Source organism: Bacteroidia bacterium (assembly GCA_016218155.1).
Lineage (GTDB): Bacteria > Bacteroidota > Bacteroidia > Bacteroidales > GWA2-32-17 > GWA2-32-17.
This window is the reverse complement of record JACREQ010000027.1, coordinates 1-24,182: the sequence shown is the minus strand read 5'-3', so window position 1 is coordinate 24,182 and position 24,182 is coordinate 1. Positions and strand designations below refer to the sequence as shown.

Genomic DNA, 24,182 nt, shown 5'->3' with positions numbered 1-24,182 from the left:
AGAAGTTGTGGAAAATATAAAAGGTTGATTCTAAGATAATTTACATTATGAAAAAATAGTATATTTGATAATTGATAATAAAATAGTATGGAAACAAAAATTAGAATAGCAATTGTTGATGATCACGAGCTTTTAAGAAAAGGGCTTTTGCTTCAGTTAGAAGAAATTAAAAATATTAAAATAATTTCTGAATTTGAAAATGGACAAGAGTTCGTTGATTCATTAGAAAAAATAGAGGTAGATTTGGTTTTTATGGATATTGACATGCCTGTTTTGAATGGAATTGAAGCTACTCGGCAAGCTATTCAAAAGTACTCTTTGTTAAAAGTTATTGCACTTACTCGAGAAAATGACATAGAGTCTTTTCAAAATATGTTAGATGCTGGTGCACAGGGCTTTCTTCTTAAAAATATAAAGAAAGACACCCTTGCAAGGGCTATTGATGCTGTAATGAAAGGGAATAATTACTATTCTGAAGAGATGTTAGAAATTCTTACCCGAAATTTCCTGAATCCTAAAAAAGATAATCAAATCATTTTATCGAATAGAGAAAAAGAAATTCTTAATTTAATTTGTCAGGGATTGCAAAGTGCCGAAATAGGGAAAAAGTTATTTATTAGCCATAGAACAGTTGATGGACACAGGGCGAATATTATGGAAAAACTCGAGGTTAAAAATACTGTAGGTCTAATTTTATATGCTATTAAAAATAATTTGGTTGAGTTAGATTGAGTTTTTGTCCTCTGTTCAAGTTTTTAAGAACAATACTATTATGTGTATAGAGGCTCCGGTTATTGTATTTGTACCGTAAGAATAGAAATATTAAATAAATACGGCTTGTAGAAATAACAAATTAAATCATAACTTCACAAACCAATTACTACAATATTATGCCGGGAATGAATTCATACAAGCTGGCATATTTTGAAGAAATATTCGAATTGAAGCGTTCAGAAAAGCAGTACAAGTCCAATATCTTTAAACTGGCTGAAGACTGGCGAAATCCATACAAAAAGCAGAAAGTGTTAAAATACAATATGGAGGACGTTGTTAACCTTGTTCGATTGAAAAATGAGATCTTCGGATTGTTTGGGATTAATGAGAACTATTTGGAGGGAGTGAGGATGTGAATGTCAGAACATTAATTATCATGTAAATATATTTTTTTCTTTTAAATAAGTGTAGTAAATTTGTATTGTGAACATGAAAATGTTTTCATAGAGGTTCTTTTTATAATACTTGTAGCGTTAATTGTTATTTATGATTGCGAAAACCACCAATTTTCAATCATTCTCATTTATAATAATATAATGCTCATGCTATGGCGTGGGCTAAACTATTATTTGAGAATGAAGGTGCTTGGTGGTACCTCGCAATCGAATTTAGTTATAGTTCCACGTCTTTTTTTATGCACCTGTACCAACTCATACATACTATAAAATCTCCGAAAACAAAACGGATTCTGGAAAATTATATTTCCAGCCAGGCAGTTATTATAAGTTTAGAATCTGAAGTTGGTTGGCATTGTTACGAAATTGAGACCACAATTCATAAAAAACAATTTATAAAATTACTTGGTTCGTTTATTAAAGAATTACCGATAACAAAGGATGAAAGGGTAGTATTATATGACCCGAAATTACAATCTGAAATTTTTGAATTACCAGGTAAAAATGAAAAAATACTTTTTAACGGAGATATTGAAAAAGAAAATCTTGTAGAAGAAATAGTATTAATGGTATTCAGGCATATTAAAATGAAAATGGTATTGGAAGAAAAAGAGAAAGAATATTTTGACTCGTTAACAAATGACACACATCTCAATTAAAAATTAATGAAAATAGAAATTAATGAAGAAATTATTACTACAACAAATTGCATAAGGGAATATCCTTGTTTTAATAGCGAATCACACCACTGTTGCAAGGTTGTAAGATGTATTGATGGCGCTGTTCACTTTGTTGAACCAGTTGAGCGTACACATTGCTTTAATATGCAATCTTTTGGTTATTCGTATTTCTGCAGTTGTCCAGTGAGAAAAGAAATATTTAATAAATACGGCTTATGAAAAACAACAAATTAAGATTATAACTTCACAAACCTTTCATTACAATTTAACCCATTACCGTATATCCTTATACCATATACCCCTGATTCTAATTCACTAACATCAATTACTGTTTCATTTAGTTTTGTTGTTATTTGTTTTACTACTTTTCCCTGCATATCATAAATTGTTATAGAAACCGGAGTGGCTATAACCGAGCGTATTTTCACATGTAACTCATTGGTGGCAGGGTTGGGATATATTTCCACCTTTTTAGGATACCATGCTTCTTCTATGTTTCCTGCTCCACAGTTTTTTACGAAAATCTGAACTGTATCAGTCCGATTCCATCCCCAAGGATCATTTACTTTTATTATCACTTGTTGCAAACCTGTTGTTATTGGATAGTATGGCACAAGAGTATCAATCCATAAAGGCAAGGTATAAGGGTAATAAACAGAATCTAATGCAAGAGTATTATTTGCATATATAAAATACGGTGCGCTTCTTCCTTTAAATTTTACTTGTAACCACGAAGTATCATTCTTGCAAACTGTATCGGGTGCATTTAATATCTGGCATACGAGGGTGGTATCATCGCAACTGTGAAAGCCATCGCAACCGAGGCTATCTGTTTTTATAAGCCAAGATTTATCTGAAGATAAATTCAAATCAGAAACCATTCCTCCCAAAATATAGCCATTATCGTTTGTAATACTACCACAATGTAAGTAAACATTTAAACTCTGTGGTATTCCTGATTGTAAATATAAATACTTTCTAAAGTACTTAATTTGTAGCTTTTTATTTACTTTAACAGCAAAACCATTTTTATTGCCTATTGTAGAGTTAATGTTTATTGAACCTTGTGTACCAAACAAAATAAATGATGAATCATTATTTAACAATAAATTAGTTACATCAATAAAAAACATTGAATCGCCAATAAATTCGCTTGGTTTAAAATAAATTTCTTTATTAATTGTTAAATCATCATTTAATATTGTTAAACCTGTCTTAAATACCATTTTTATCCAAGCTGAAATTGCAAGCTTTTCAAGAGATTTATTACTTACAAATGCTAATTTATTACCATTAATAATTTTGCAATTATTAATTTCTCCATCTTGTAAAAGTGAATTCCCAAATGCAGCACTTATTAATTCATTTCCTTGTAAATTAGTTTTTACTACCCAGCCATCTAGTCTGTCAAACCCAGTTATTTGTACAGGAGCATAGCAATAAGTTCCTCCAAATAAATAGTAAGAATTTCCCATCTGTAAACCTGCATTAAACCAGCTTACTTCATTGCCTTTTAATATTAAGCTGCTATCTATAAAATTACTATTTGTATCCGTTTGTATTATTAAAGCACTGTTACCTGAATGCCCTACAAACACATAATTTCCGCTGTTGTTTACAAATGAATTATTAACATAATTGTTTGTAGTAACGGTATCTTGTAGTAATAACTTTAAAAATAATGTATCAAAAGTACTCGAATACTTTACAGAAAATACTTTATTAGCTGTAGGTCCCCCATTTTGCATAGTACCACCTGCAATAAAAGTATTATGATTTGTACTATTCAAAGCATTTGGGTTAGCACCTCCTGTATATGATGCCCATGTCCCAGTTGGATCATAATAAGTTTTAATCCATTTAATATTTGCTTGTAAATCAATAAGGCAAATTCCCATACCACCGTGAAGCCCTAATATATACCCACTGTCTGTAGGCAAAATGGTATGCATTGCATTATTTGGAATATTAAAAGTTTTATTTAAATATTGTTGGGAGAAAGAATACTCTCCCAACAACATAATAACTAATATGAAAAAAACTTTTCTCAATTTATTCGACAATTAATTTTGTCACACTTAATTCTTAGAAGTGAGTTTGCTGTATGACTTATTCTACTTTTACAAATCTCTCATTACAAATTAGCCCATTGCCATTTACCTTTACCCCATAAACTCCTTGCTGCAATTCGCTAATATCTATCATATTTTCACTTTGTTTTGAAATAATTTGTTTTACAGATTTTCCCTGCATATCATAAATTGTTATAGAAACAGGGGTGGCTATAACCGAGCGTATTTTCACATGTAATTCATTGGTGGCAGGGTTGGGATATATTTCCACCTTTTTAGGATACCACACCTCTTCTATGTTTCCTGCTCCACAGTTTTTTACAAAAATCTGAACTGTATCAGTCCGATTCCATCCCCAAGGATCATTTACTTTTACAATTACCTGTTGCATTCCTGTTGTTGTTGGATAATATGGCACAAGAGTATCAATCCATAAAGGTAAGGTATAAGGATAATAAACAGAATCTAATGCAAGAGTATTATTTGCATATATAAAATACGGTGCGCTTCTTCCTTTAAATTTTACTTGCAGCCAAGATGTATCATTCTTGCAAACTGTATCTGGGGCTTGTATTATTTGGCATACTAAAGCAGTATCATTACAACTGTGAAAACCATCGCAACCTAAACTATCTGTTTTTACAAGCCAGGATTGCTGGGAAGGGGTTAAAGTATAATCTGTTACAAAACCTCCAAAAACGTAACCGCCATCAGTTGTTGTACTCATTGTTAATGGAATTTCACTATTAAACTGACCCCCTATATGAGTGTAATTTCTAGAATAACAAATATTATATAAACTATCTAATTTCACAATAGATGTTGTGTTACCGTTAATATAAGTATTCACATTGAATTTACTATCTCTTTTTAATACAAACAAATTATTTCTGAAATCTACTACAATTTGCTCTATATATGAACGATACATTGTATCTACTATTAGAACTGATTCATTTAATTTAATCTCTTTTTTGAGGCTCAAATTTTCATTTAAGATCAATATTTTTGGACTAAGAAAAATAGCACCACTGGAATGTTTGATGTTTCCAGATGAAATTGAAGTAACAAGTAAATTGTTATGAATTAATACAAATTTAAATTCAGAATCGAAAAGTATTGGATTTCCAAAAACAGTATCAGATATTTCATTTCCCAATATATCAGTTTTTATTACCCAACCGTCTAATCTATCAAAACCGGTTACTTGCACAGGTGCATAGCAATATGTTCCACCAAATAAATAATAATAGTTTCCCATCTGTAAACCAGCATTAAACCAGCTTACTTCATTGTCTTTTAATATTAAGCTGCTGTCTAAAAAATTACTATTTGTGTCAGTTTGAATTATCAAACCACTGTTACCTGAATGTCCAAAAAAAACATAATTTCCAGTGTTATTTATAAATGAATTATTAACATAATTGTTTGTAGTAACGGTATCTTGCAGTAATAACTTTAAATATAATGTATCAAAAGTACTTGAATACTTTACAGAAAATACTTTATTGGCAGTAGGTCCGCCATTTTGCATAAGACCACCAGCAATAAAAGTATTATGACCAGTACTTTTTAATGCATTTGGAGAGTTACTTCCTGTATAGGACACCCACATTCCTGTTTGGTCGTAAAAAGTTTTAATCCATTGAATATTTGCCTGAAAATCTACAAGACATATTCCATTACCATTACGAAGTCCCAAAATATACCCACTATCAGTAGGTAAAATTGTATGCATTGCATTATTGGGGATATTAAAAGTTTTATTTAAATATTGTTGGGAGAAAGAAAACTCTCCCAACAACATAATAACTAATATGAAAAAAACTTTTCTCAATTTATTCGACAATTAATTTTTGGGCACATAAAATTACTCCTTTATTTTCTAAATCAACAATGTAATTACCTTTTATAAGATTGCTTACATCAATAATATACAAACCCCTGTTTTTCTCGGCTGTAATAAATTTCACTTTCTTTCCTTCCGAATTGTAAATCGAAATTGTTTCTTCGCCTGTTATTTCTTCAGGATTTAACAGAACACTGATTATTTCGTTGGCAGGATTAGGGTTAATAATAAAAACACATCCTGTTTCCTCAACCGTTTCTTCCTGCTTTACAGGTATATATCTTCCCGAAAAATCATCTCCTAAATCAATAGCTCTTGCAAAAGTGGTATCATATAATTCTTCCAATAGACTTAAGCCCGATGATTGGCAGAAATGTGAAGGATTTGCAGCAATATCGCTTATCCACGATTCGTTTTGCTGAATCAGCGATTTCCTGACAGAATCGGGAGCCTGACATAATTGTATTTCGAATTGCTGTAATTGAATAAAATCATCAATCTGAAAATCAGTTGTATTATTCAATGAAGAGATACTATTTAAGTTAGATTGTGCATCGGAATACTTTTCTTTTCCGATAAAAACAGGGTTAGTAATAAGTCTTTCATTTAACGTACCACTTTGTAGAACGTAAGTCAGTACAGAATCAACAACTGAAGAACCGTATAATGAATCGTTCAATACGGTTGTTAAAACCATTCCGAATTTACTGTCTATTCCAAAGTTATTATTTGCAATACTGTTTTCGATATTCTCTCGCAGATTATTTCCATTTTGAGCAGCCCACATTACCAATTTAAAATGATTATTAACATTCATCTGATTAATATAAGAACGCACCTTATTAGGCAAAGGTGAGTTGGCAAGTACAAGATTTGTTTTCTGTGGTGGCTTGTTTATAGGATTTGTCATAAATGCTATAAGAACCGAATCTGAAAGATAAGGCGAAGCATTCATAAGTATAGCATATGAACTGTTGAAATTATTAGGTCTTAGATTTTCAATTAATGACAAAAAATAATCGGTATTTCCATTATCAACAATTTCATTATAATAATTCAACTGATTTTCTGCAATATCTTTTAAAGAATCAATCTGAGTAAGTGATGAATGAACAGATTTTAAAGTCAGGACTATAGGTTTGCAATATGTTGAACTATCCCAAGGCAAGGCAATGTTTCCAATATTAGTAATGTATGGAACAGAGGAAGTAGGTAATGGGGTATTTCGTGTAAGATCATTTATACCTCCAGGTGTAGGATTATAAGCTCCAAAATAATACTGATAATATGTTATAGGATTAGGATTTTTAATTTTGAATTTAAGCGCATATTCTGGTGACGAACTAAGATCTTTACCTTTTGTAAAACGGTTGTGTGAATTGATACTTATCCCTAGATTTATAGCCCAATATGCCTGATCCTGATTAATAAATAACGACCCTGCATTAACAATTATATCTTTTGTGTTAAAATTAATGGGATTTGTGCTTGCTAATCCTGATGGAGAAGGTTTAACAAAGTCGTTACAAGTGAGTTTCATATTGTTTTTCATGTAGGCTCCAAGACCAACACTATTACCATAAATCTCATTATTGTAAATAATGTTAACATTGGTAGAATTATTAATTAAACCAATTCCAATAAATCCATTTATCACAGTATTCCGTTCTACAGTAACATTTGGGCAATTCTGCAAACCTATGCCCCACGGATAGGTATTTATATCATTATTGTTAAAATACTTATTCCCATCAAAAGTATTATGAATAATTTTTGAACCGGATGAGTTGGTATTTTCAATTAATACACCACGGTTATTATTGTTAAAAGTATTATTATCAACATCAATCATGTAATCGGCCTTTATACCATATTGCAAGCCTGAGAACGTACATGAACTAACATTATAAATCTGATTATTTGTTCCAATAACATTAATTCCAATACCACGACCTACAGGAGAACCCGTTGATGATAATGAATTAAAATTAGTGAAAATATTCGTAGAAATTTTAACTAAATGTGCATTATTTAACGTCAACTGAGCATAAGGAATCACCATTGATGCAGAAGTAGTGTTAAAATTATTAAGTGAAATATCATGCATACCTGTAAATTCAGTACGAGAATTGACCAAATAAATGGATTGTCTGTTGTTATTATATGTTCCGCCCAGAGAATTAACACGAACCCATCCTGAAGCATAAATTCCTGTTGTAGCATTTTCGATTGTTCCATAATTAATGTCAATTACAGTATGAGGTAATGCTGTTGTTGATTTTACAGCCCACACGCCATACCATAATGCCGGACAAACAGTATTAGATGTTAATACTCCTGTGCTGCTAACAACTAGTGATGCTCTAGGACTCACAAATAATTTCTTGCCAGATGTAAATCTCAAAGTTCCATCTACTATTAAAGTACTAAGTGCATTTATTGTTAATTGACCCGGAATTTCAAAAGTACTTCCAAATGGAATTGTGCAACTACCATTTACAATTGTAGTAGTTCCTGATTGGGTTATTCCAGAAATAGAAGTAATAGTTTGATAATTTAACGGTAACGGAACAGAAAATGTTCCCATTGCAGTACATCCAAAGCTATTTGTAACAAATACCATATAAGTGTTTACACATGCGTTATTTAAATCTTGTGTAATTGGGAAAGGCGGGTTTTCTCCATCACCCCATTGATATGTATAGGGTGCTCCACCTCCTGAAACAGAAATGTCAATAGAGCCATTACAGGTTGGTATGCATGGGTCAGATGGAGTTATATTTACAAGAGTTATTATGGGAGCAGGATAATCTAATAAATTAATTGAAATAGGATTTGCGCTACAATTTGCATCGCTTACTAGAATATCATAAGTGCCTGAACAAAGATTATTATAGTTAGATCCTGTTAAACCATTATTCCAGTAATATGAATAAGGTGGAGTTCCACCGGAAGCATTTATTGAAATACTACCATTACATATTCCATTACATGAATTACCATTAGTGTAAGAAACAACAGGTACAGGAAATACCTGTACTACAATATTATCTGTTCCACTACAGTTACTTAACGGATCGGTAACGGTTAAAGAAAGAGAATTCGTTCCGGTGCTGCTCCAAATAACAGTTACATTATCACCGCTGTTAGGGCCAACAAAGTTACCAGAACCGCTCGTTATTGCCCATACACCTGAATTATTAGCGTTGTAATGTGTTTCTGAACCCAGACATGCTGTATTTATCCCTGATATATTAACAATAGGGACTCCTATATATACATTATGTTGAATAGAATACACAATTTGGTACCCAGTTATGGAATTATAATAAGCTAAATCAAGTGTAATTGTAAAATTACCGTTAGTAGAGTATGAATGATTAAGAAGTGGAACATTTCCTGGGTTCTGGGTTGTTATTGTACCATCTCCGAAATTCCATATATGGTAGTAGCCATCAAAACAATCATCTGCATCAACAGTAACATCAATGCAATTAGAGGAAACTGCAACTGTAAAATCAGGATTAGATGGAGCAGGTTTAACGGCATCAATCATATTTGGAACACTTGATATCGGCATTAACAGGGTGCTGACAGATGAAAAGTTAATAAAATCAGGCATATAAACTGGAGTTGGAGTATTAGAATTCATAATAACGTGCATGTTATTAGTATTAAATTTATTTATGTATATATTGTTATCTGGACCAAGCCCCATTCTTCTATATGGATTTGTACTATTCTGAGCCACTAATAAAGGATTTCCAAGTAAGTCATATTGAAATAATTGAGTTGGTGGCCATGAACTTCCAAATGTTGCATAAAGATATGTAGAGCTATGATCAAATGAACAAGAGTAATATAAACCTGTTTTTTCCCATATACTAGCAATTTCACCTGTAGAATTATTAAAATGGTACAAACCACAACCATTAGGACTTCCTACTCCCTGAATAGTCAATGCTAAAAACTCACCATTAGGAGAAGCTTTTAGTTGCCCTACTGTTCCTTTTAATAAAAATGGGCCGTAAGATACAGGTGATTGCAAAGAAAAATTCAAAGGATTTGAGACTCCATTTTCTGTTACCAGATAAACAAAAAAACGACCGTCATTAGAATGTCCATGTGTAATTACCCAATAATCAATTCCATTACAGTGAGGTACACATGTAATAACTTCAGACATTTGTGTAACTCCTGGAAATAGACTTAATATTTGATTTTGCGATAAAAGATTACCTGTACCATTGGCATCTACTAATGCATATCTAATTCCATTATAAGCTTGTTCTGAAGCTCTTGGCATTATTAAAAAAAATTGATTTGCATGGTTTGGAAATGGAACAGAAACCATTTGGCTTGAACTTATATGACCACCTAACGGTTGACCCCCAACTAATGGTATTTCAATGTGAAAACGATTCCAAACATGTTCACCACTTGCATAGAAAACAAGTTCTCCTGTTAAGGGGTCACTTTCTGTTATTGCTGATTCAACACTATAAATTGTATTATTGGTTAATGCTACATTAGAAACAACTGGCAAGCCTGATTGGAAATCTAAAGCACAATATCTTCCAAATATCCAATTTGCTTGTGAAAGATTTATATTTGTACATGGTGAAATGTAAATAGATGATGACTCTACTACAGTATTTCCACCATTTATTGCAGTTAATATAACATTATATACACCTGCTACATTATAAATGTGAACAGGATCTGTATCTGTTGTATTATTTGTTCCATCTCCAAAATCCCATATCCAACTATTAACTATAACGCCTGGATCATCAAGAACCGAATTAAATTGAACATTTGTACCCACACATGACATTGAGGGATTATCAAAATATGCTGCTAAAACAGGTGACATGCATCCATTAGGATTAATTACCCCAGTATAAATAAGATTTTGCTCTGTAACTAGATTGGGTCTTAATAGATCAATGCATGAAATCATCCTCTCTATTTGACCAGTTGTAAATTCAGTCCAACAAAAGTCCCAAGCCTTATACATATAATTATGAATTGGATCAAGTCCAGATGGTGTTTCTGTACAAGTATTTTGGTTAGGATCAGAACACCATGAAGTACTTGCAGGTTCCATACATGGAGGAGTATCACAAACATTATCTCCTTCAGTTTGACAAGTTGCTGGATTACTGCCAGCACACGTACCAGACTCAAAAACATGAATTACATCTAAATAATGCCCGACCTCATGAGCTAATATTTCTCCTTCTCTTCTATTAGGATATAGATCATAACCAAATGTAAAACTTGGATCACTTCCAAAAACAGTACTCCTCATTACAATACCATCTAACTCCCAAATATTCAAATTAGACTGTAATGGTTGCGGAGCATATCCCTGATAAATACCTGCTCCATTTGGTTCTATAGCTGAAACAATCCAAATGTTAAGATATTGATCTATAGGAAAATGAATTAAATTAAATAATTGATTTGCATCAGTGGGATTAAAATCATGATTTGTAAGTGTTGAGTTTCTACGTGTTACTCCATATTCATTTCCGCCGGGTCCAATTGCCCATACTTCAGAAGTGCCGACTGGTAAATTACTTGCTAAGCAAAAACTTATTGTTACATCTTCAGTTCCATTAAAAATACTATAAACACCTGCATATTTTTGATTTAGAGCGGTGATTTGATTCTGAATCTGAGCATACGAAATATTTGGGTTTGTACCATATGGTTCTCCGCTATGAATTACATGAACGACTACAGGTATAACATAATTTATCGTGCTTTTGGGACCAGAATAAGTCGATTTTTCATTAATATAATTTTGAATTATTTGATTTTTATAATCGATTTCTTCCTTTATTTCAGGATTACTTTGTAACGTAAACTCGCTGATGGTTTCAATATCATTAAATTTCTCTTCTTTCCATGTAGTAATGAAACAGACTTCTCCCCATTCACTAGTGTCATTATCCATTATTGTTCTAACTGAAATAGAATAATCAGTATTATATTGAATATTATCCGATACTTCAAGTAAATTAAAAACATTTGTGCCTTTAGTTATACTTTCAGAAAAAACTAAATCATTATTCTCAACAAAAAACTCATATTTTTCAGCTCCAGAAATTATTTCTGATGTTAGATCTTGATTGAATGCAACATTTGTTAATCCACAATCAGAGCTAATCAATTTTGTTGTTATTGTTTGTTTCTGAAAAGAAGCAGAAAGCATAGAAGAATTATTGCTATTATCTGTAGCTGTAGCAATAATATAACTAAAAGATGTACTTAAAGAAGTTGACCAATTACCATTTATATCTGTTTGAGTAATGGTGAAGTATTCATTTGCATTTTCATTTCCTGTACTACCAAATATTTCAATTATATCTCCTGATTCTGATGTTCCTGTTATAAAATTTGTTGTTGCTGAAACTATTACCGGAGACGGTTTATTTAAATTGGCACCCGGTCCAAGATAAATTGCATTTGGACAATCTGTAATAATATTTCCCGATATGCGATTGTAAATACAATTAGCACCAATAGTAATTGCCCTAAATCCGCAATTTCTGAAAATGTTTGACTCGCCTGCTACTGTACCACCAATGACTGAATTATTTGAAGATAGCCACATGAAAATACCATAATCTTCAATAGGTAATACAGAGTTTAAATTATCTGTTCCAAAAATATTTCCCTGAATAATACTATATGATGAATTTACTATTACTATTCCCATAGCAGCATCAGTGCTTGCTCCATTGAAAATCCGATTAATTATACAGTCTTTTACCGTTAAGCTATCTGTTCCAGATATGCCAATACCCTGTGTAGTCACATTTTTAATATAAAGACCCTCTATAATAGAGCCATTAGCATGATAAAAGAAAAGTCCCTGCACAACTGTATTTTGACCGTCTAAAATTATTTGTGGGTTTCCAACCTGATAACCGGGTTGGGTTGTCCCATTTATATATACCTTTTTATTTATTCCGGGTAAAAAGCCATTTAAATATATAATATGTGGTCCTGCTCCGGGAATTGCAAAACGTATTTCGCATGGTCCGGGCGTGTCAAGAGATTTTCTTTCAGCCCACTGCAACGTTCCATACATGGTTGTATCGCAAAGACTGTCAATATAATTATATTGGTATATAAAAGGGTCGAAGTCGCCTGGTTTGATAACATAAAAAATAGTTTGAGCATTTATGTTTATTATAAACATGAATATTCCGGCTAAAAGGAAAAATATCTTTTTCATAGTATTTATCTTTTATGTTATTTTATCGTGTTTGATATAAATGGTTAGAGCTTCCACCTCCCGGAATTGCAGCATATACAGTTAAATGTTGCCACGTATTGTATTGACTCATACTCATTTTGCAATATATGCGGGTGTCGTGGTTTTGTATTATTTCCTGTCGCCCATTAAAACTTGTATAATAATCAGCACCTTGTAGTATTACAGAAGCACTTTCATTAATCACATCCCCATTATCATGTTGAGATCCAAACTGAAAATGAATATTTTGTGCATTGGCGGGGTTACTTATTTTTAATTGTATAAGCACCAGAACAGAATCAGTATTTGAACCAGATTGCAAAGGCATTACGTTTAAGTCCATCAGTTGCACCTGTGCTGTACAAAAGAAAGAAATAATACATCCAAAAGTAAACATTAACAATGTTTTCATAGGTTATATAGTTTTAAGTTGTTTTTCATTACTCCCAAATTTACAAAGGTTAGTTACAAAATCCAAATTCATATATTTAAAATTATAGATGGGTGTTGTTATCCCATAACTGGCTACCAATACTTTGTAACTGGCATGTTTTAGTGATTAACTGGTAAAATATAAAATACCAAGCTTGTAATAAAAAAATATTGAAAAATCAAAACAATGCCTTACAATATCCTGTAATTGTGATAACTGCAATCGTATTACTTGATTTTAATTAAGATAAATTTATAAATAAAGGAATTGAATAATTATACGTATTTGTTGTAATATATTTTAAGTCTAAATAATATGCATTGTATAACAGGGTTTTAAGTAAAATCTACAACTTGATTTTTTTGATAAAAATTAAAAAAATATCCCAAAATTGATAAAATTCAATAAGCAGTTTATGATAACTTTGTGTAGTTTTAAGATTGAAAGACTTGAACACTTGAACACTGGAATAATAGTTATTTAAAGACCAATAGATTTTTATCTTTGTTTTAAAACGTTCTTCAGTTAAAAAATCAAAGTTTTGTCCTCATAAATTAGATTTTGAGATTGTATTCTTTAAATTTTCCACACTTGAAAAGGATAAAATAACTAAAAATCATTTTTTCTAAATCATTCTATGAAAGCAGAAACAGCAAAAAATTAAAGTAAAAAAAAACAATATATCCAATTTTAAACCGTTTATTCTTTAGTGTTATAATTTGTTATAAATAGGTTAATACTACCCCGCCAGTTGAACTGAAAAGTACAACAGCGGGGTTTTTTATAAGTATTTCGTCTGAATCCATTATAAACACTGAGAATATTAATTGTAAGGCGGTAAAAAAACAAGAAAGTTCATCTTTCAAAAATAAAAATTGAATTCGTTTGTTTATTTATGTATATTTGTTTTTCATATTTTGTAGAAAGGTTGATATTGCCCCGCAGGATGAACGATAAGTACAACTGCGGGGTTTTTTATTTTTCTCATTTGTAATTTCTTTTTTCAGTTTACACGGTAAAAAAAATAGAAAAATATAGTTTTTTATTTAAAATTCTTAATCCCATTCTGGTTTTTACCTTTGGTGAATGAAAGACGACCATGAAATAATAGAGAAAAATGAGAATTTCATCATTTCATTTTGGCGATTTTTAAAAATCGCCTGGAATTTTCGATTTTTTATTAGGGCGATTCTGGAATTTGCCGAAAAAAAACAAAGTGTACATTTTGAAATTCGGTTTATCAATGATTTTTATAATTTGTTTACCAAAAATCGCCTGGTTTTTTCGTTTTGCACATGGAAAATATTTAAAGCGTACAAAATAATCAATGAAACTTTAATGAAATTCGACAAGCTGTTTATGGTTTCACAAGCAGATACAAAGCATTTAGAATTTTAAATCACTTAAAATGTATTGAGATAATAAATAATAGCTTTAAACTGAATATTTACCGGTTGAAGGTCAACAAATTTCTGATGGTTATATAATACACTTTCATTTTATCAGGATTATTTACTGTTTTTTCAACATGAATATCAGTCACTTATAAATTTAGGGTACACCCGTAGGGTCACCCTAACGGCGTTTTTGATAGCAACTTTGGAGAAAGTTTATAATTCTTTATCCAATGGAAAATATAGTATTCACCCAGCTATCGGTTCAGGAAATACGAAACATGCTTCGGGACGAAGTACGACAGGCACTCAGGGAATTTAGTCAGAATCCGATCAAAGAACATTCAGAAAATGATTTGTTAAACATTCAGGAAGTAGCACAGAAACTCAACCTGGCTGTTCCAAGTATTTACGGTCTGGTTCACCGAAGACAGATACCATACATCAAAAGAGGTAAAAAACTCATTTTTGAAAATTCCCAGATAGAAGAATGGCTGAAAAACGGAAGGCAAAAAACCATCTATGATTCCGAAAAAGAAGCAGAAAACTACCTATACAGGAAAGATCATCTGAAAAGCTAATCCTTTTACCAATTATTAATCAATCTAAAATTCAAAAAGATGAAAACAAGAACCTTTGAAGTTCCGATAGAACAAATGTCGGAATTTGCAGAAATCATCGGCAATCATGAACTGAATAACGATATTCAGGGAGTTAATGATGATAACGAAATTATAGTTGATGTGCATTACGAACCGGACGAACGTCTGGCAGTATTTGAACTCACAGAACTACTCGATCCAGAAGAAGAAGATTAACCTCAAAAGAATTTACCTGGGGCAATAACATAATTATTGTCCCTTTTTAGACCTAAAAACAAAAAAGATGAACACAACTACCGGAATCCGCCTTGAAGTCCCACAGAGCTTATATGAAAGATTACAGGCCGAACAGGAAAAACGCAGATTCAAAACAGGTAAAAAACCTGCTCTGGCTTTAATAATCATGGAATATTGCCTTGAAAAGCTGGATGAAAATGAAAATGATGTACAAAAATGTATTCACCCTTCGGAACAGTCAGATTTAGAAACAAATAAGATAGATTCCAATACCGAAAAGAGGCTTCGGCGTTGGGAAGAACAGCTTTTTATGAAACAAAAGTTATCACAGGAGAAAGAAATCAGGCTGAATGAACGTGAAAAGGAAATCTTACAGGAAAAAAATAATTTGCTTGAGATAAAAAGTAAACTGTTGGATGAAAGAGAAAAATTTCAACAGAAAACCTTTGAAGGAATGGAATCCATGATAGAACAGAAACTCATTCAAAATGAGTTGAAATATAAAGACGAGAAAATTCAACGGTTAGAAAATGAACTTAGCATAGCTAAAGGAAGATCGCCAAGAAACCATTAAGATTGCAGGAAAAGTAAATCCCAGATATTCCTGGAACAGATTAATAAAACATTCTTTAAGTCACGAATTCAGTTCGCTATTAATCATCTTAACCACTTCTGCCATTCCCATCTTTTCAAAATACTCCCTGACAAAACGAAGGTCATCTTTTACTGATTTATCATTAACCTTAAAGGGATTTTGTATTTTTTTATAGATATTATCTAAGTTCTTTCCTGTGAGAAACTGAATAAAACGGGCTATTTCGGTTTTGTCCACATTTTTCACATTGTAATATTGTAAGAGATAATGAACTGCTAAAACCTGTCGTGCTGTTGTATAGTCTTTGTATTTTTCTTCGGTTTCTTTTTCAGGGAGAAATTTTTCTTTTTTTAATCTTTTTTCGATTTCTTTATTTAGTTTTTCTGATTTCAAAAACTCACTAAACTTTTCATAGGCTTTATATTCTGAAAACATTCGTACTAATTCCAAATCCGAATATTGATCTATGAAATAAGTTTCCGGTTTCTTCTTAGGAATGGTTTCATCAAATGCCGGTGTTTTAGTATCCTGTGTTATTTCAATAAAGTCAATCGTATCATTGAGAATCTGTTTATGTATTTCTTTCCGCAATACTTTTATGACAAGGGCAAATTCTTTCCCGATTTTATATTCATGTTCCAGTGCATTAACAATCACCTCCCTTTCACTTGCTTTATAACGAATTTCCAGAATGGCTCCACAATAATTTGTAAATTCATTATGAGCATAATCCTTATCATTGGCTTTAGCCATGCGTTTTTTGTAAATATTAACCAAACGGTTAAAATAACGTTCAGTAGTCTCACTAAAATAGGTATCGAGGTTGGTTGACATATTTTTATTTTTTATGATTACAAAGTTGGTAATTTTTGGATTTCTTGTCGTTTCTTTTCATCTACAATTTTAGCATAAATTTCCGTATGGCGAAGGTTGACGTGTCCCAGAAGTTTACTTACTGTGTAGATGTCCATTCCATAGGTCAGGCTTATGGTTGCAAAGGAATGACGGGCAACATGGAAATGTATATTTTTCTTTATTCCAGCTTTGGCAGCCCAAAGTTTAAGAAGATTTCGGGCATTTCTCTGAGTTGGAAAATCACAAAACACTTTTTCGGAACGGTTCTTTTCCTGTTTCACTTCATCTAAAATTGCAACGGCTGATTCGGTAAGGGGTACTTCTAATATTTTACCTGAAGTACTTTGTGTTTTTATGGGACGGATATTTAAAAAGTGTACCAGTTTTTTTGATTTGTCCCTCTCTTCGGAAATATCTTCCCAAAGCAGAGCTTCGCAGTCGGATACCCTAAGTCCTGTAAAGCAGGAAAATAAAAACACCAAACGCACATGAGGATGTGAGGGAAACGGAGTGGCAATAAGCTTTTGCACTTCTTCTGCATCCAGAGTTGTTCTTCTTGTTTCCAATTCATGAGGCATATCAAACTTATCAAATGGGTTGATTGTGATTATATCCTGACGATACGCATCTTTTATTCTTGCCCTGAGTATTTTCAGATAACCCTTTACCGTATTATGCGATACTCGTGTTACGAGGTGATCCTGAAATCGAACTATCCATTCAGGGGTAATATCCATGAACTTTACATCCTTATTTTCGGTAAAATTATCCAGATGATAAATGAGACTTTTTATATGAAAATCTCCTTTCTTTTTTTGAAAGGCACGAAGATATTCAAGAGCCGACTGATGAGTTGTTCTTTGTTTGGTTCGTAATCCTTTGATTTCTCCGGTCAGCTCCATTTCCCGTTTTTTACGAATGTCTTCAGCCAGATCAACAACATTTCTATCGTCTGCAATGATATTTTTTAGTTTGCTGTAATCTTTCTGTGTATAAAGCTTCAAAAACTCATACTGGCGTTTCTGATTTCCCTGATCGTCTGTTGAGAAAATATCAAGGTAAAGACTGTATTTACCTGATTTGAGTGATTTGTAACGAACATGTATCATAACATTTTGTTTTATTGTTCAGTGTTTATTGTTTGTGGTTCGCTGTTTGGTTATTGAGTTATTAAGTTACTATGTTATTGAGTTATTATGTTATTATGTTATTTGCTTAATTACCTAATAACTCAATCACTTAATTACTTTCTTTACTTTTTTTCTCTCCATGAATGAAGGAAACTTTTTTACTTCCTTTTGTTTCTTTTCGTCAATGATTTTGGCATAAATCTGTGTTGCATCAATACGGGTATGTCCTAATAGCTTGCTAACAGTATAAATGTCTATACCGGAAGTTAAACAAAGTGTAGCAAAAGTATGTCGTGCTGCATGAAAATGCAGATTTTTTTTAATCTCTGCTGCTTTTGCCCATTTTTTCAGCCAGTTGTTTATTATTTGTTTGTGTGGTAATGCATCAAATACCAAATCACTTTTGGAACTGCTTTTAACTTCTTTGATGATTTTAACGGCTTGTTCTGATAATGGAGCTTTTAAAAGCTGACCGGATGTTTGGGTAGTTTTAATTGGTCTGATAACTAATGCATGAAACGATTTACCGTCTTTGTCTTTATCTATCTGGATGTGTTCCTTCTTTAATGTTGTTATATCTGATAAACGTAAACCGGTAAAGCAGGAAAATAAAAATGCCTGTCTGATTTGCGGTTCGCAGTTACAGGGTGTTTCGTTCAGTTTTTTTACTTCATGTAGTTCAAGAAAAGTACGGTCAGTATCCTGTTTTACAGGAATCTTATACCGTATAAACGGATTTACTGCAATTATTTCCTGACGGATTGCACTGTTAAGAATTGTTTTCAGGTTTTCCAGATAAAGAATTACTGTGTTGTGAGAATTTAGTTTTTTAAGATATTGTGCAAAATCTTCAATAAAAAACGTGTTTACATCTGAAAACAGGATATCCTTACCTTTGGAAAATTTTTCTATATGCTTACTGAAAGCAAGGTAACTATTTCGATTGGTTCGTATATATTCTTTCTTAACAAATGCCAACAAGGATACATTTACTCTTTTGGAACTTGCATTTAGTCCTTTAACGGTTCCATAGAGTTCCAGTTCCCTTTTTGAACGGATACTTTGAGCCAGTTCCATCAATGGCTTATCTCCAGTTGTTATTCTTTTGGAATGGCTGTAATCTTTCGATACATGAATTTTCAGGAACTCATATTCACGATGGGATTTTCCGTTTTTACCCCTGATAGTATAATCAAGGTAAATACTGAATTTTCCAGTTGAGAGTTTTTTATACCGTAGGTTTATCATAAGCTATTTTTTTACCCATTCTTTCGTAAATACTGATATTATAAGCTCTGGAAACGTTTAATAAACGTTTCAATTGTTGTTTTCTTGCTCCGTTCTCAACCTGTTTCATGGCGTAGGTATTACGTGCCATACTGAAACAGACGTCTTTTTTAATTCCTGCCATTGCTCCCCATAAACGAAGACTGATATTAACATTTGGCTTGTTCGGTAAATGTTTAAAAACGTTTCCTGAAAGTTCGTTAACGTTTAAATAAACGTTTTTATCTGTTTGAAATTTATCGCTAAGTCTTATTTTATGTAGAAAAACTTTTATTGAAGCTATTTCTTTCAGAATTTCAACAGCAGAATCTGAAAGTTCATTAGTATAAACGGCATGGTTTAAATATCCATTAATTGTAACTGTCCATTTTTCTTTTTTCTTTCCCTTTTCAACTTTTATTTGTTCCCATGTTAATGTTGTTACCTGTTCCCAAGTCAGACCGGAATGAAGGGAAAAGAAAAAGGCTAACCGGATGAGTGGATTTGGTATTGAAGTTATGGACAAATCTTCAATTTCAGTATTTGTCAGAAATGGTCTGTCATTGCTATGTTTGATATACTTGTATCCTGATAATGGATTAGTGCTGAGAAAACCTGACTTAACAGCTTTATTTAATAAATTCCGTAATATTAAAAGTAACTCGTTAACATAAGATTCTGCTAATTGTTTATTAAGATACGTTTCAAAGTTCTTTATCCACTTTTCAGTGATTACATTAAATGAAATATCCTTTTTTTCGATGAATAATTGCAGATGTTTTATGAGTAACGGAGATTTAGATGGTGATAATTTGGTCGCTTGGATAAATTCTATAAAAGAGGGTGCAGTTTCTTTTTTGTTCAGATTTTTATCAGGATTTGTTATTTCCGGTATTTCACCTGAAAGTTCCTTTACCATTTTTCTGGCTTTTTCTACAGCATCAAAATCTTCTTTGGAGATAAATTTTGTTTTTGAGTAGTCTTTGGATGAACGAAGACCAAGAAACTTCCGTTCCCGTTTTCCGATAGAATAAATGTCCAGATAAATGCTGTATTCTCCGTTGCGTAAAGGCTTATAGCGTATCGTAATCATTTTTTTGTCACTTTTAACCATTTGTCACTCGTGGGTAACACTCAGGTAACGCAATGATACAAAACTTTACTCTGAAAAGCAAATTTATGTTTTGTGTAAAATTATGTAATACGCTGTGATAGTGCCTTAATAAAGAATAGAGTAAATATTAAACAGCATTACAAAATATATGCACACTTGATGTTGGTGTCGGAAAAACTGCCTGTGCCATAGCTTCTCTGGCTAATTTTATTTATTCCGGTAAATGTAAAAGACCTTTGATTGTAGTACCAAAACCAACTTATAAAAAATGGATTAATGAAATATTCGGATTTGAAGATAAAAAATCCGGTGAGTTCATTTCCGGCATACTTTCTCATACCGGAATCACCCTAAACGATTGGTATAATCTGGGAACTGATGTTGTCAAAAGAATCAACCTGAATAAAGTTGTTCCTGAAAAATCCATTACAATCGTTACTTACGAAGGGTTTAAAAAGCTGGGCTTTGGTGATTCGGTTTCCGATGAACTATTTGTTGAACTTGTCAATATTTTAGGACAAAGCAAAGAAAAATCTGCCAGAGATAAAGAAATAGAATATCAGAAATTCCGTGAAATGATTGGTGTCGGTTTAAAAGATACGGTTGCCGATGTGGATTTGCTGGGATTGGACTACGTTGTTATTGATGAAGCTCATCGTTGTAAAAATGTATTCAGTAATGTAAAAGCGGACGAAGACGGAAATAAACGCTATAATATTCAATCTGCAACCTCCGAAACCGGACAGAAGGCTTTTCTCATCCTGAACTATATTCAGCGGAAATTCGGCAGAAATACCATGCTCCTGACTGCAACGCCTTTTACCAACTCTCCCCTCGAAATTTATTCCATGCTTTCATTAGTTGCTTATGAGAGCTTAAACAAAAGCGGAATCTACAACATTGATACATTTTTTGACCTGTTTGTATTACCTACTGTTGAATGGACAGCAAACTACAAAGAAGAAATTGTAGAAAAGGAAGTCATCAAATCCTTTACCAACCGCAGAATACTTCAAAAACTCATTTACAATCATATTCTTTACCGTACAGGAGAAGAAGCCGGAGTAAAAAGACCGAAAAAGATTAACCTTCCGATGTTATATAATGCTGTTGCCGGAAAACGTGAACGATTAGAACATGAAAAGCAGGTTCTAACCTATATCAACATGACCCCGAAACAAAGGGAGAATCAGAACAGTATTGTTGCAATGGCAAAAAAATCAACAGCCGGAAAATTAGATATGGGTAATTTATTCCGGGCATTAGCTTACTCTTTAGACAATGCTCTTTCACCATTTCTCTTGAATGGTTCACCGGAAGATTACAATGAATTTGTAAATGAAAGTCCGAAAATTAAATATGTCATGGATTGTATTCAGTCTGTAAAGGATTGGCACGAACAACGTGGAGAATCTGTTTCCGGTCAGGTTATTTACATGAATCGGGGGAAACAGTTTTTTCAACTAATTAAACAATACCTCGAAAATGAAGTTGGTTTTAAAAAGGGTGTAATGTTCGATAAAACCAAAGTTGATGAAGTAGAAATTATCAGTTCCGAAATAAACGACAACCGGAAAGAAACTATAAAAGAAGCCTTTCTGGAAGGAGTAGTAAAAGTGATTATTGGTACTGCAACCATCCGTGAAGGGATAGACTTACAAAAGCAGGGAACGGTAATTTATGACTGTTATCCTGAATGGAATCCTACTGATATTCGTCAGTTAGAAGGACGTATCTGGAGACAAGGCAACCGTTATGCTTATGTGCGTATTGTAATGCCATTGGTGCAGGATTCAATGGATGTTTTTGTCTTTCAGAAACTCGAAGAAAAAACAAGCCGGATAAATGACATTTGGTTTAAAGGAGATCGTGGAAATGTACTTGATTTGGAAAGTCTCGACCCTGAAGAAATTAAACTTGCTTTAATTACAGATGTTGACCGTTTGGTAAGAATGTTTTTCGACCAGGAGAAAGAACAACTCAACCGTGAAATGGCAAAAGCAGGCAGGGCAATTGAAATGATTGAAGAAGTAAAATCCGATATTGAGGAATACAACCGTTATCGTGGAGAATCTCTCGATGCTATCCGTAAATTCTACGAAAGCCTTATTAATTCTGAATATTTTGAAAATATTTCCGTAGCTGAACCGGAATCAGAACAAAGTACAAAAGCCAAGATTTATAAGAAAGCAAAAGAACTTAAAGAGGATATGGAAACGTTCCTGAACTCATCCACCTTTGAGGATAAGGATGTACTTGCAATCGGGAGAAAAATTGAAAATTCTTATAGTACATTGAGTATCTATTTTGACCATTCTTGGTATTTAAAATATTTTAAAGAATACGTTTCCAAAGTCAGGAAAACAGAGCGCACAATATTAAAACCCAAAGGATATTCTATTGACAGCGACCTTGCCAAAGTGCTTGAAACATATCAACTCGAAAAACAAGCTGTAATAAAGAAATCCGAACTTTATGGAGGTGAAGTAAACTCTGAACGCTGGAAAAGCCTTCGTGTTGAAATTGAACAAAAGAAATCTGCTTTACAGGTGGAAGGAAGAACTGTATCTGACAGGGCTGCTGAATTTGCAAAATTGAATTACCTGCTTGAATTTAAGTCGGAAGATGTTCAGGCAACAGAACCCAGAATACCGGAAACTCCTTCATTGGCTCCATCTATGAGTGAATTGGAACTGGAAGCACTGGCATTGGAAGTTGAACTTGATTTATTATCGATTTAAGCTATGATAAACTCAATTATAACATCAAACTCAGGATTAACAGTACTATCAGGACTGTTCTGGAAACTGATTTTCAGTTCTCCGATAATGTCCGGGAATGTTATCCAGCCTTGCGGACTATCTTTTCTGAGAATTAATTTTCCTGCCGTTTTAGGAGCGTACATGTCAATAAAGGAATTGAGTTTTAATTGTTTCTTTTTCTTTACTAAGGATGGTTTACCTTCTTCACTCTCCCAGGCAAGGTTAACAAAAGCATTTTTTTCATCCCCTTTCTTAAAAACAACGGATAAGAAAAATATCTTTTCACACATGAGAGTATGCTTACTGGTTTCCTTGTTAAATCTCAATTGCATGATTCAAATTTTTTCAAAGTTATAAAATCAAAACTAAAAATTATGATAACCACATCTAATTACATCGAGCAAACCCGAAACATTGATTTCGATAAATTACCGGCAGCGTTAAAGAACGGTGACAAACTCACTAAAGGAGCTGCAACAAATAACTGGTCTGCATACAACTCAAATGAAAATATCAAAAGGGTTGTAGATGCTTATATTCAAAAGCTGAATGAATACTTGGAAAAGAATCCACCGGAAAAACCCAAATCTGAAATAAAACAGGATAAGGAAAAAGAAATCGAAAAGAAAGCAGAGAAAGCTGTTCGGAAAATCTCAAAGACCAGTCCACCGAAAAAGGAATCCGCTTCCGCTAAAAACACAACTGACAAAAAAGAACCGGAACAAGAGCCGGAAGGAGTTGAAAAGATTTT

The 24,182-nt window shown here is 32.7% G+C and carries 18 protein-coding genes; 9 read left to right on the top strand and 9 right to left on the bottom strand.

All coding sequences use genetic code 11. From position 1 onward, the window contains the following. Positions 1–87: 87 nt before the first annotated feature. The 4 genes from HY951_03380 to HY951_03365 all read left to right on the top strand — a co-directional run bounded on the left by HY951_03380 (position 88) and on the right by HY951_03365 (position 2,068). Positions 88–732, top strand: coding sequence for a response regulator transcription factor (locus HY951_03380; protein ID MBI5539074.1), 645 nt, complete (start codon positions 88–90; stop codon positions 730–732). A 167-nt stretch (positions 733–899) separates the two neighbouring features. After that, on the top strand, positions 900–1,130 hold the full coding sequence (locus tag HY951_03375) for a ribonuclease H-like domain-containing protein (protein MBI5539073.1): 231 nt from the start codon (positions 900–902) through the stop codon (positions 1,128–1,130). Positions 1,131–1,321: 191 nt separating this feature from the next. Further along, complete coding sequence (locus HY951_03370) at positions 1,322–1,828, top strand: hypothetical protein (protein ID MBI5539072.1); 507 nt, start codon at positions 1,322–1,324, stop codon at positions 1,826–1,828. A gap of 6 nt (positions 1,829–1,834) precedes the next feature. Further along, positions 1,835–2,068, top strand: a complete 234-nt coding sequence (locus HY951_03365; protein ID MBI5539071.1) for a hypothetical protein — start codon at positions 1,835–1,837, stop codon at positions 2,066–2,068. A 17-nt stretch (positions 2,069–2,085) separates the two neighbouring features. On the opposite strand, the gene HY951_03360 is transcribed toward HY951_03365, so the two are convergent. From HY951_03360 to HY951_03345, 4 genes are all read right to left on the bottom strand, one after another. After that, positions 2,086–3,900 (bottom strand): T9SS type A sorting domain-containing protein, encoded by a 1,815-nt coding sequence (locus HY951_03360; protein ID MBI5539070.1) that lies wholly within the window; start codon positions 3,898–3,900, stop codon positions 2,086–2,088. A gap of 58 nt (positions 3,901–3,958) precedes the next feature. After that, the gene (locus HY951_03355) at positions 3,959–5,659 is read right to left on the bottom strand and encodes a T9SS type A sorting domain-containing protein (GenBank protein ID MBI5539069.1); all 1,701 of its coding nucleotides are present in this window, start codon (positions 5,657–5,659) and stop codon (positions 3,959–3,961) included. Positions 5,660–5,759: 100 nt separating this feature from the next. After that, the gene (locus HY951_03350; protein MBI5539068.1) at positions 5,760–13,022 is read right to left on the bottom strand and encodes a PKD domain-containing protein; all 7,263 of its coding nucleotides are present in this window, start codon (positions 13,020–13,022) and stop codon (positions 5,760–5,762) included. Positions 13,023–13,044: 22 nt separating this feature from the next. Continuing rightward, positions 13,045–13,455: a hypothetical protein gene (locus HY951_03345; protein MBI5539067.1), complete on the bottom strand. Its 411-nt coding sequence runs from the start codon at positions 13,453–13,455 to the stop codon at positions 13,045–13,047. Between the two features lie 1,648 nt (positions 13,456–15,103). On the opposite strand from HY951_03345, the gene HY951_03340 reads away from it, so the two are divergent. The 3 genes from HY951_03340 (at position 15,104) to HY951_03330 (ending at position 16,283) form a co-directional block, all read left to right on the top strand. Further along, entirely contained in the window at positions 15,104–15,451 is a 348-nt protein-coding gene (locus tag HY951_03340; protein MBI5539066.1) for a helix-turn-helix domain-containing protein, read from the top strand. 39 nt (positions 15,452–15,490) lie between these two features. Continuing rightward, the gene (locus HY951_03335) at positions 15,491–15,688 is read left to right on the top strand and encodes a hypothetical protein (GenBank protein ID MBI5539065.1); all 198 of its coding nucleotides are present in this window, start codon (positions 15,491–15,493) and stop codon (positions 15,686–15,688) included. 67 nt (positions 15,689–15,755) lie between these two features. After that, entirely contained in the window at positions 15,756–16,283 is a 528-nt protein-coding gene (locus tag HY951_03330) for a hypothetical protein (GenBank protein MBI5539064.1), read from the top strand. 60 nt (positions 16,284–16,343) lie between these two features. Here the strand turns inward: HY951_03330 and HY951_03325 are convergent, their stop codons facing one another. From HY951_03325 to HY951_03310, 4 genes are all read right to left on the bottom strand, one after another. Further along, positions 16,344–17,138, bottom strand: a complete 795-nt coding sequence (locus tag HY951_03325) for a hypothetical protein (protein ID MBI5539063.1) — start codon at positions 17,136–17,138, stop codon at positions 16,344–16,346. 17 nt (positions 17,139–17,155) lie between these two features. Beyond that, entirely contained in the window at positions 17,156–18,268 is a 1,113-nt protein-coding gene (locus HY951_03320; protein ID MBI5539062.1) for a site-specific integrase, read from the bottom strand. Between the two features lie 126 nt (positions 18,269–18,394). Further along, positions 18,395–19,537, bottom strand: coding sequence for a site-specific integrase (locus HY951_03315; protein MBI5539061.1), 1,143 nt, complete (start codon positions 19,535–19,537; stop codon positions 18,395–18,397). After that, on the bottom strand, positions 19,518–20,648 hold the full coding sequence (locus HY951_03310; GenBank protein MBI5539060.1) for a phage integrase SAM-like domain-containing protein: 1,131 nt from the start codon (positions 20,646–20,648) through the stop codon (positions 19,518–19,520). The genes HY951_03315 and HY951_03310 overlap by 20 nt, the downstream gene beginning before the upstream one ends. A gap of 257 nt (positions 20,649–20,905) precedes the next feature. Here HY951_03310 and HY951_03305 point away from each other — a divergent pair, with 257 nt between their 5' ends. Beyond that, positions 20,906–23,410, top strand: a complete 2,505-nt coding sequence (locus HY951_03305) for a hypothetical protein (GenBank protein ID MBI5539059.1) — start codon at positions 20,906–20,908, stop codon at positions 23,408–23,410. On the opposite strand, the gene HY951_03300 is transcribed toward HY951_03305, so the two are convergent. Beyond that, positions 23,407–23,763, bottom strand: coding sequence for a hypothetical protein (locus HY951_03300; GenBank protein MBI5539058.1), 357 nt, complete (start codon positions 23,761–23,763; stop codon positions 23,407–23,409). The genes HY951_03305 and HY951_03300 overlap by 4 nt on opposite strands. A gap of 42 nt (positions 23,764–23,805) precedes the next feature. Here HY951_03300 and HY951_03295 point away from each other — a divergent pair. Further along, positions 23,806–24,182: hypothetical protein (locus HY951_03295; GenBank protein ID MBI5539057.1), on the top strand; the 377-nt coding region annotated here is incomplete at its 3' end.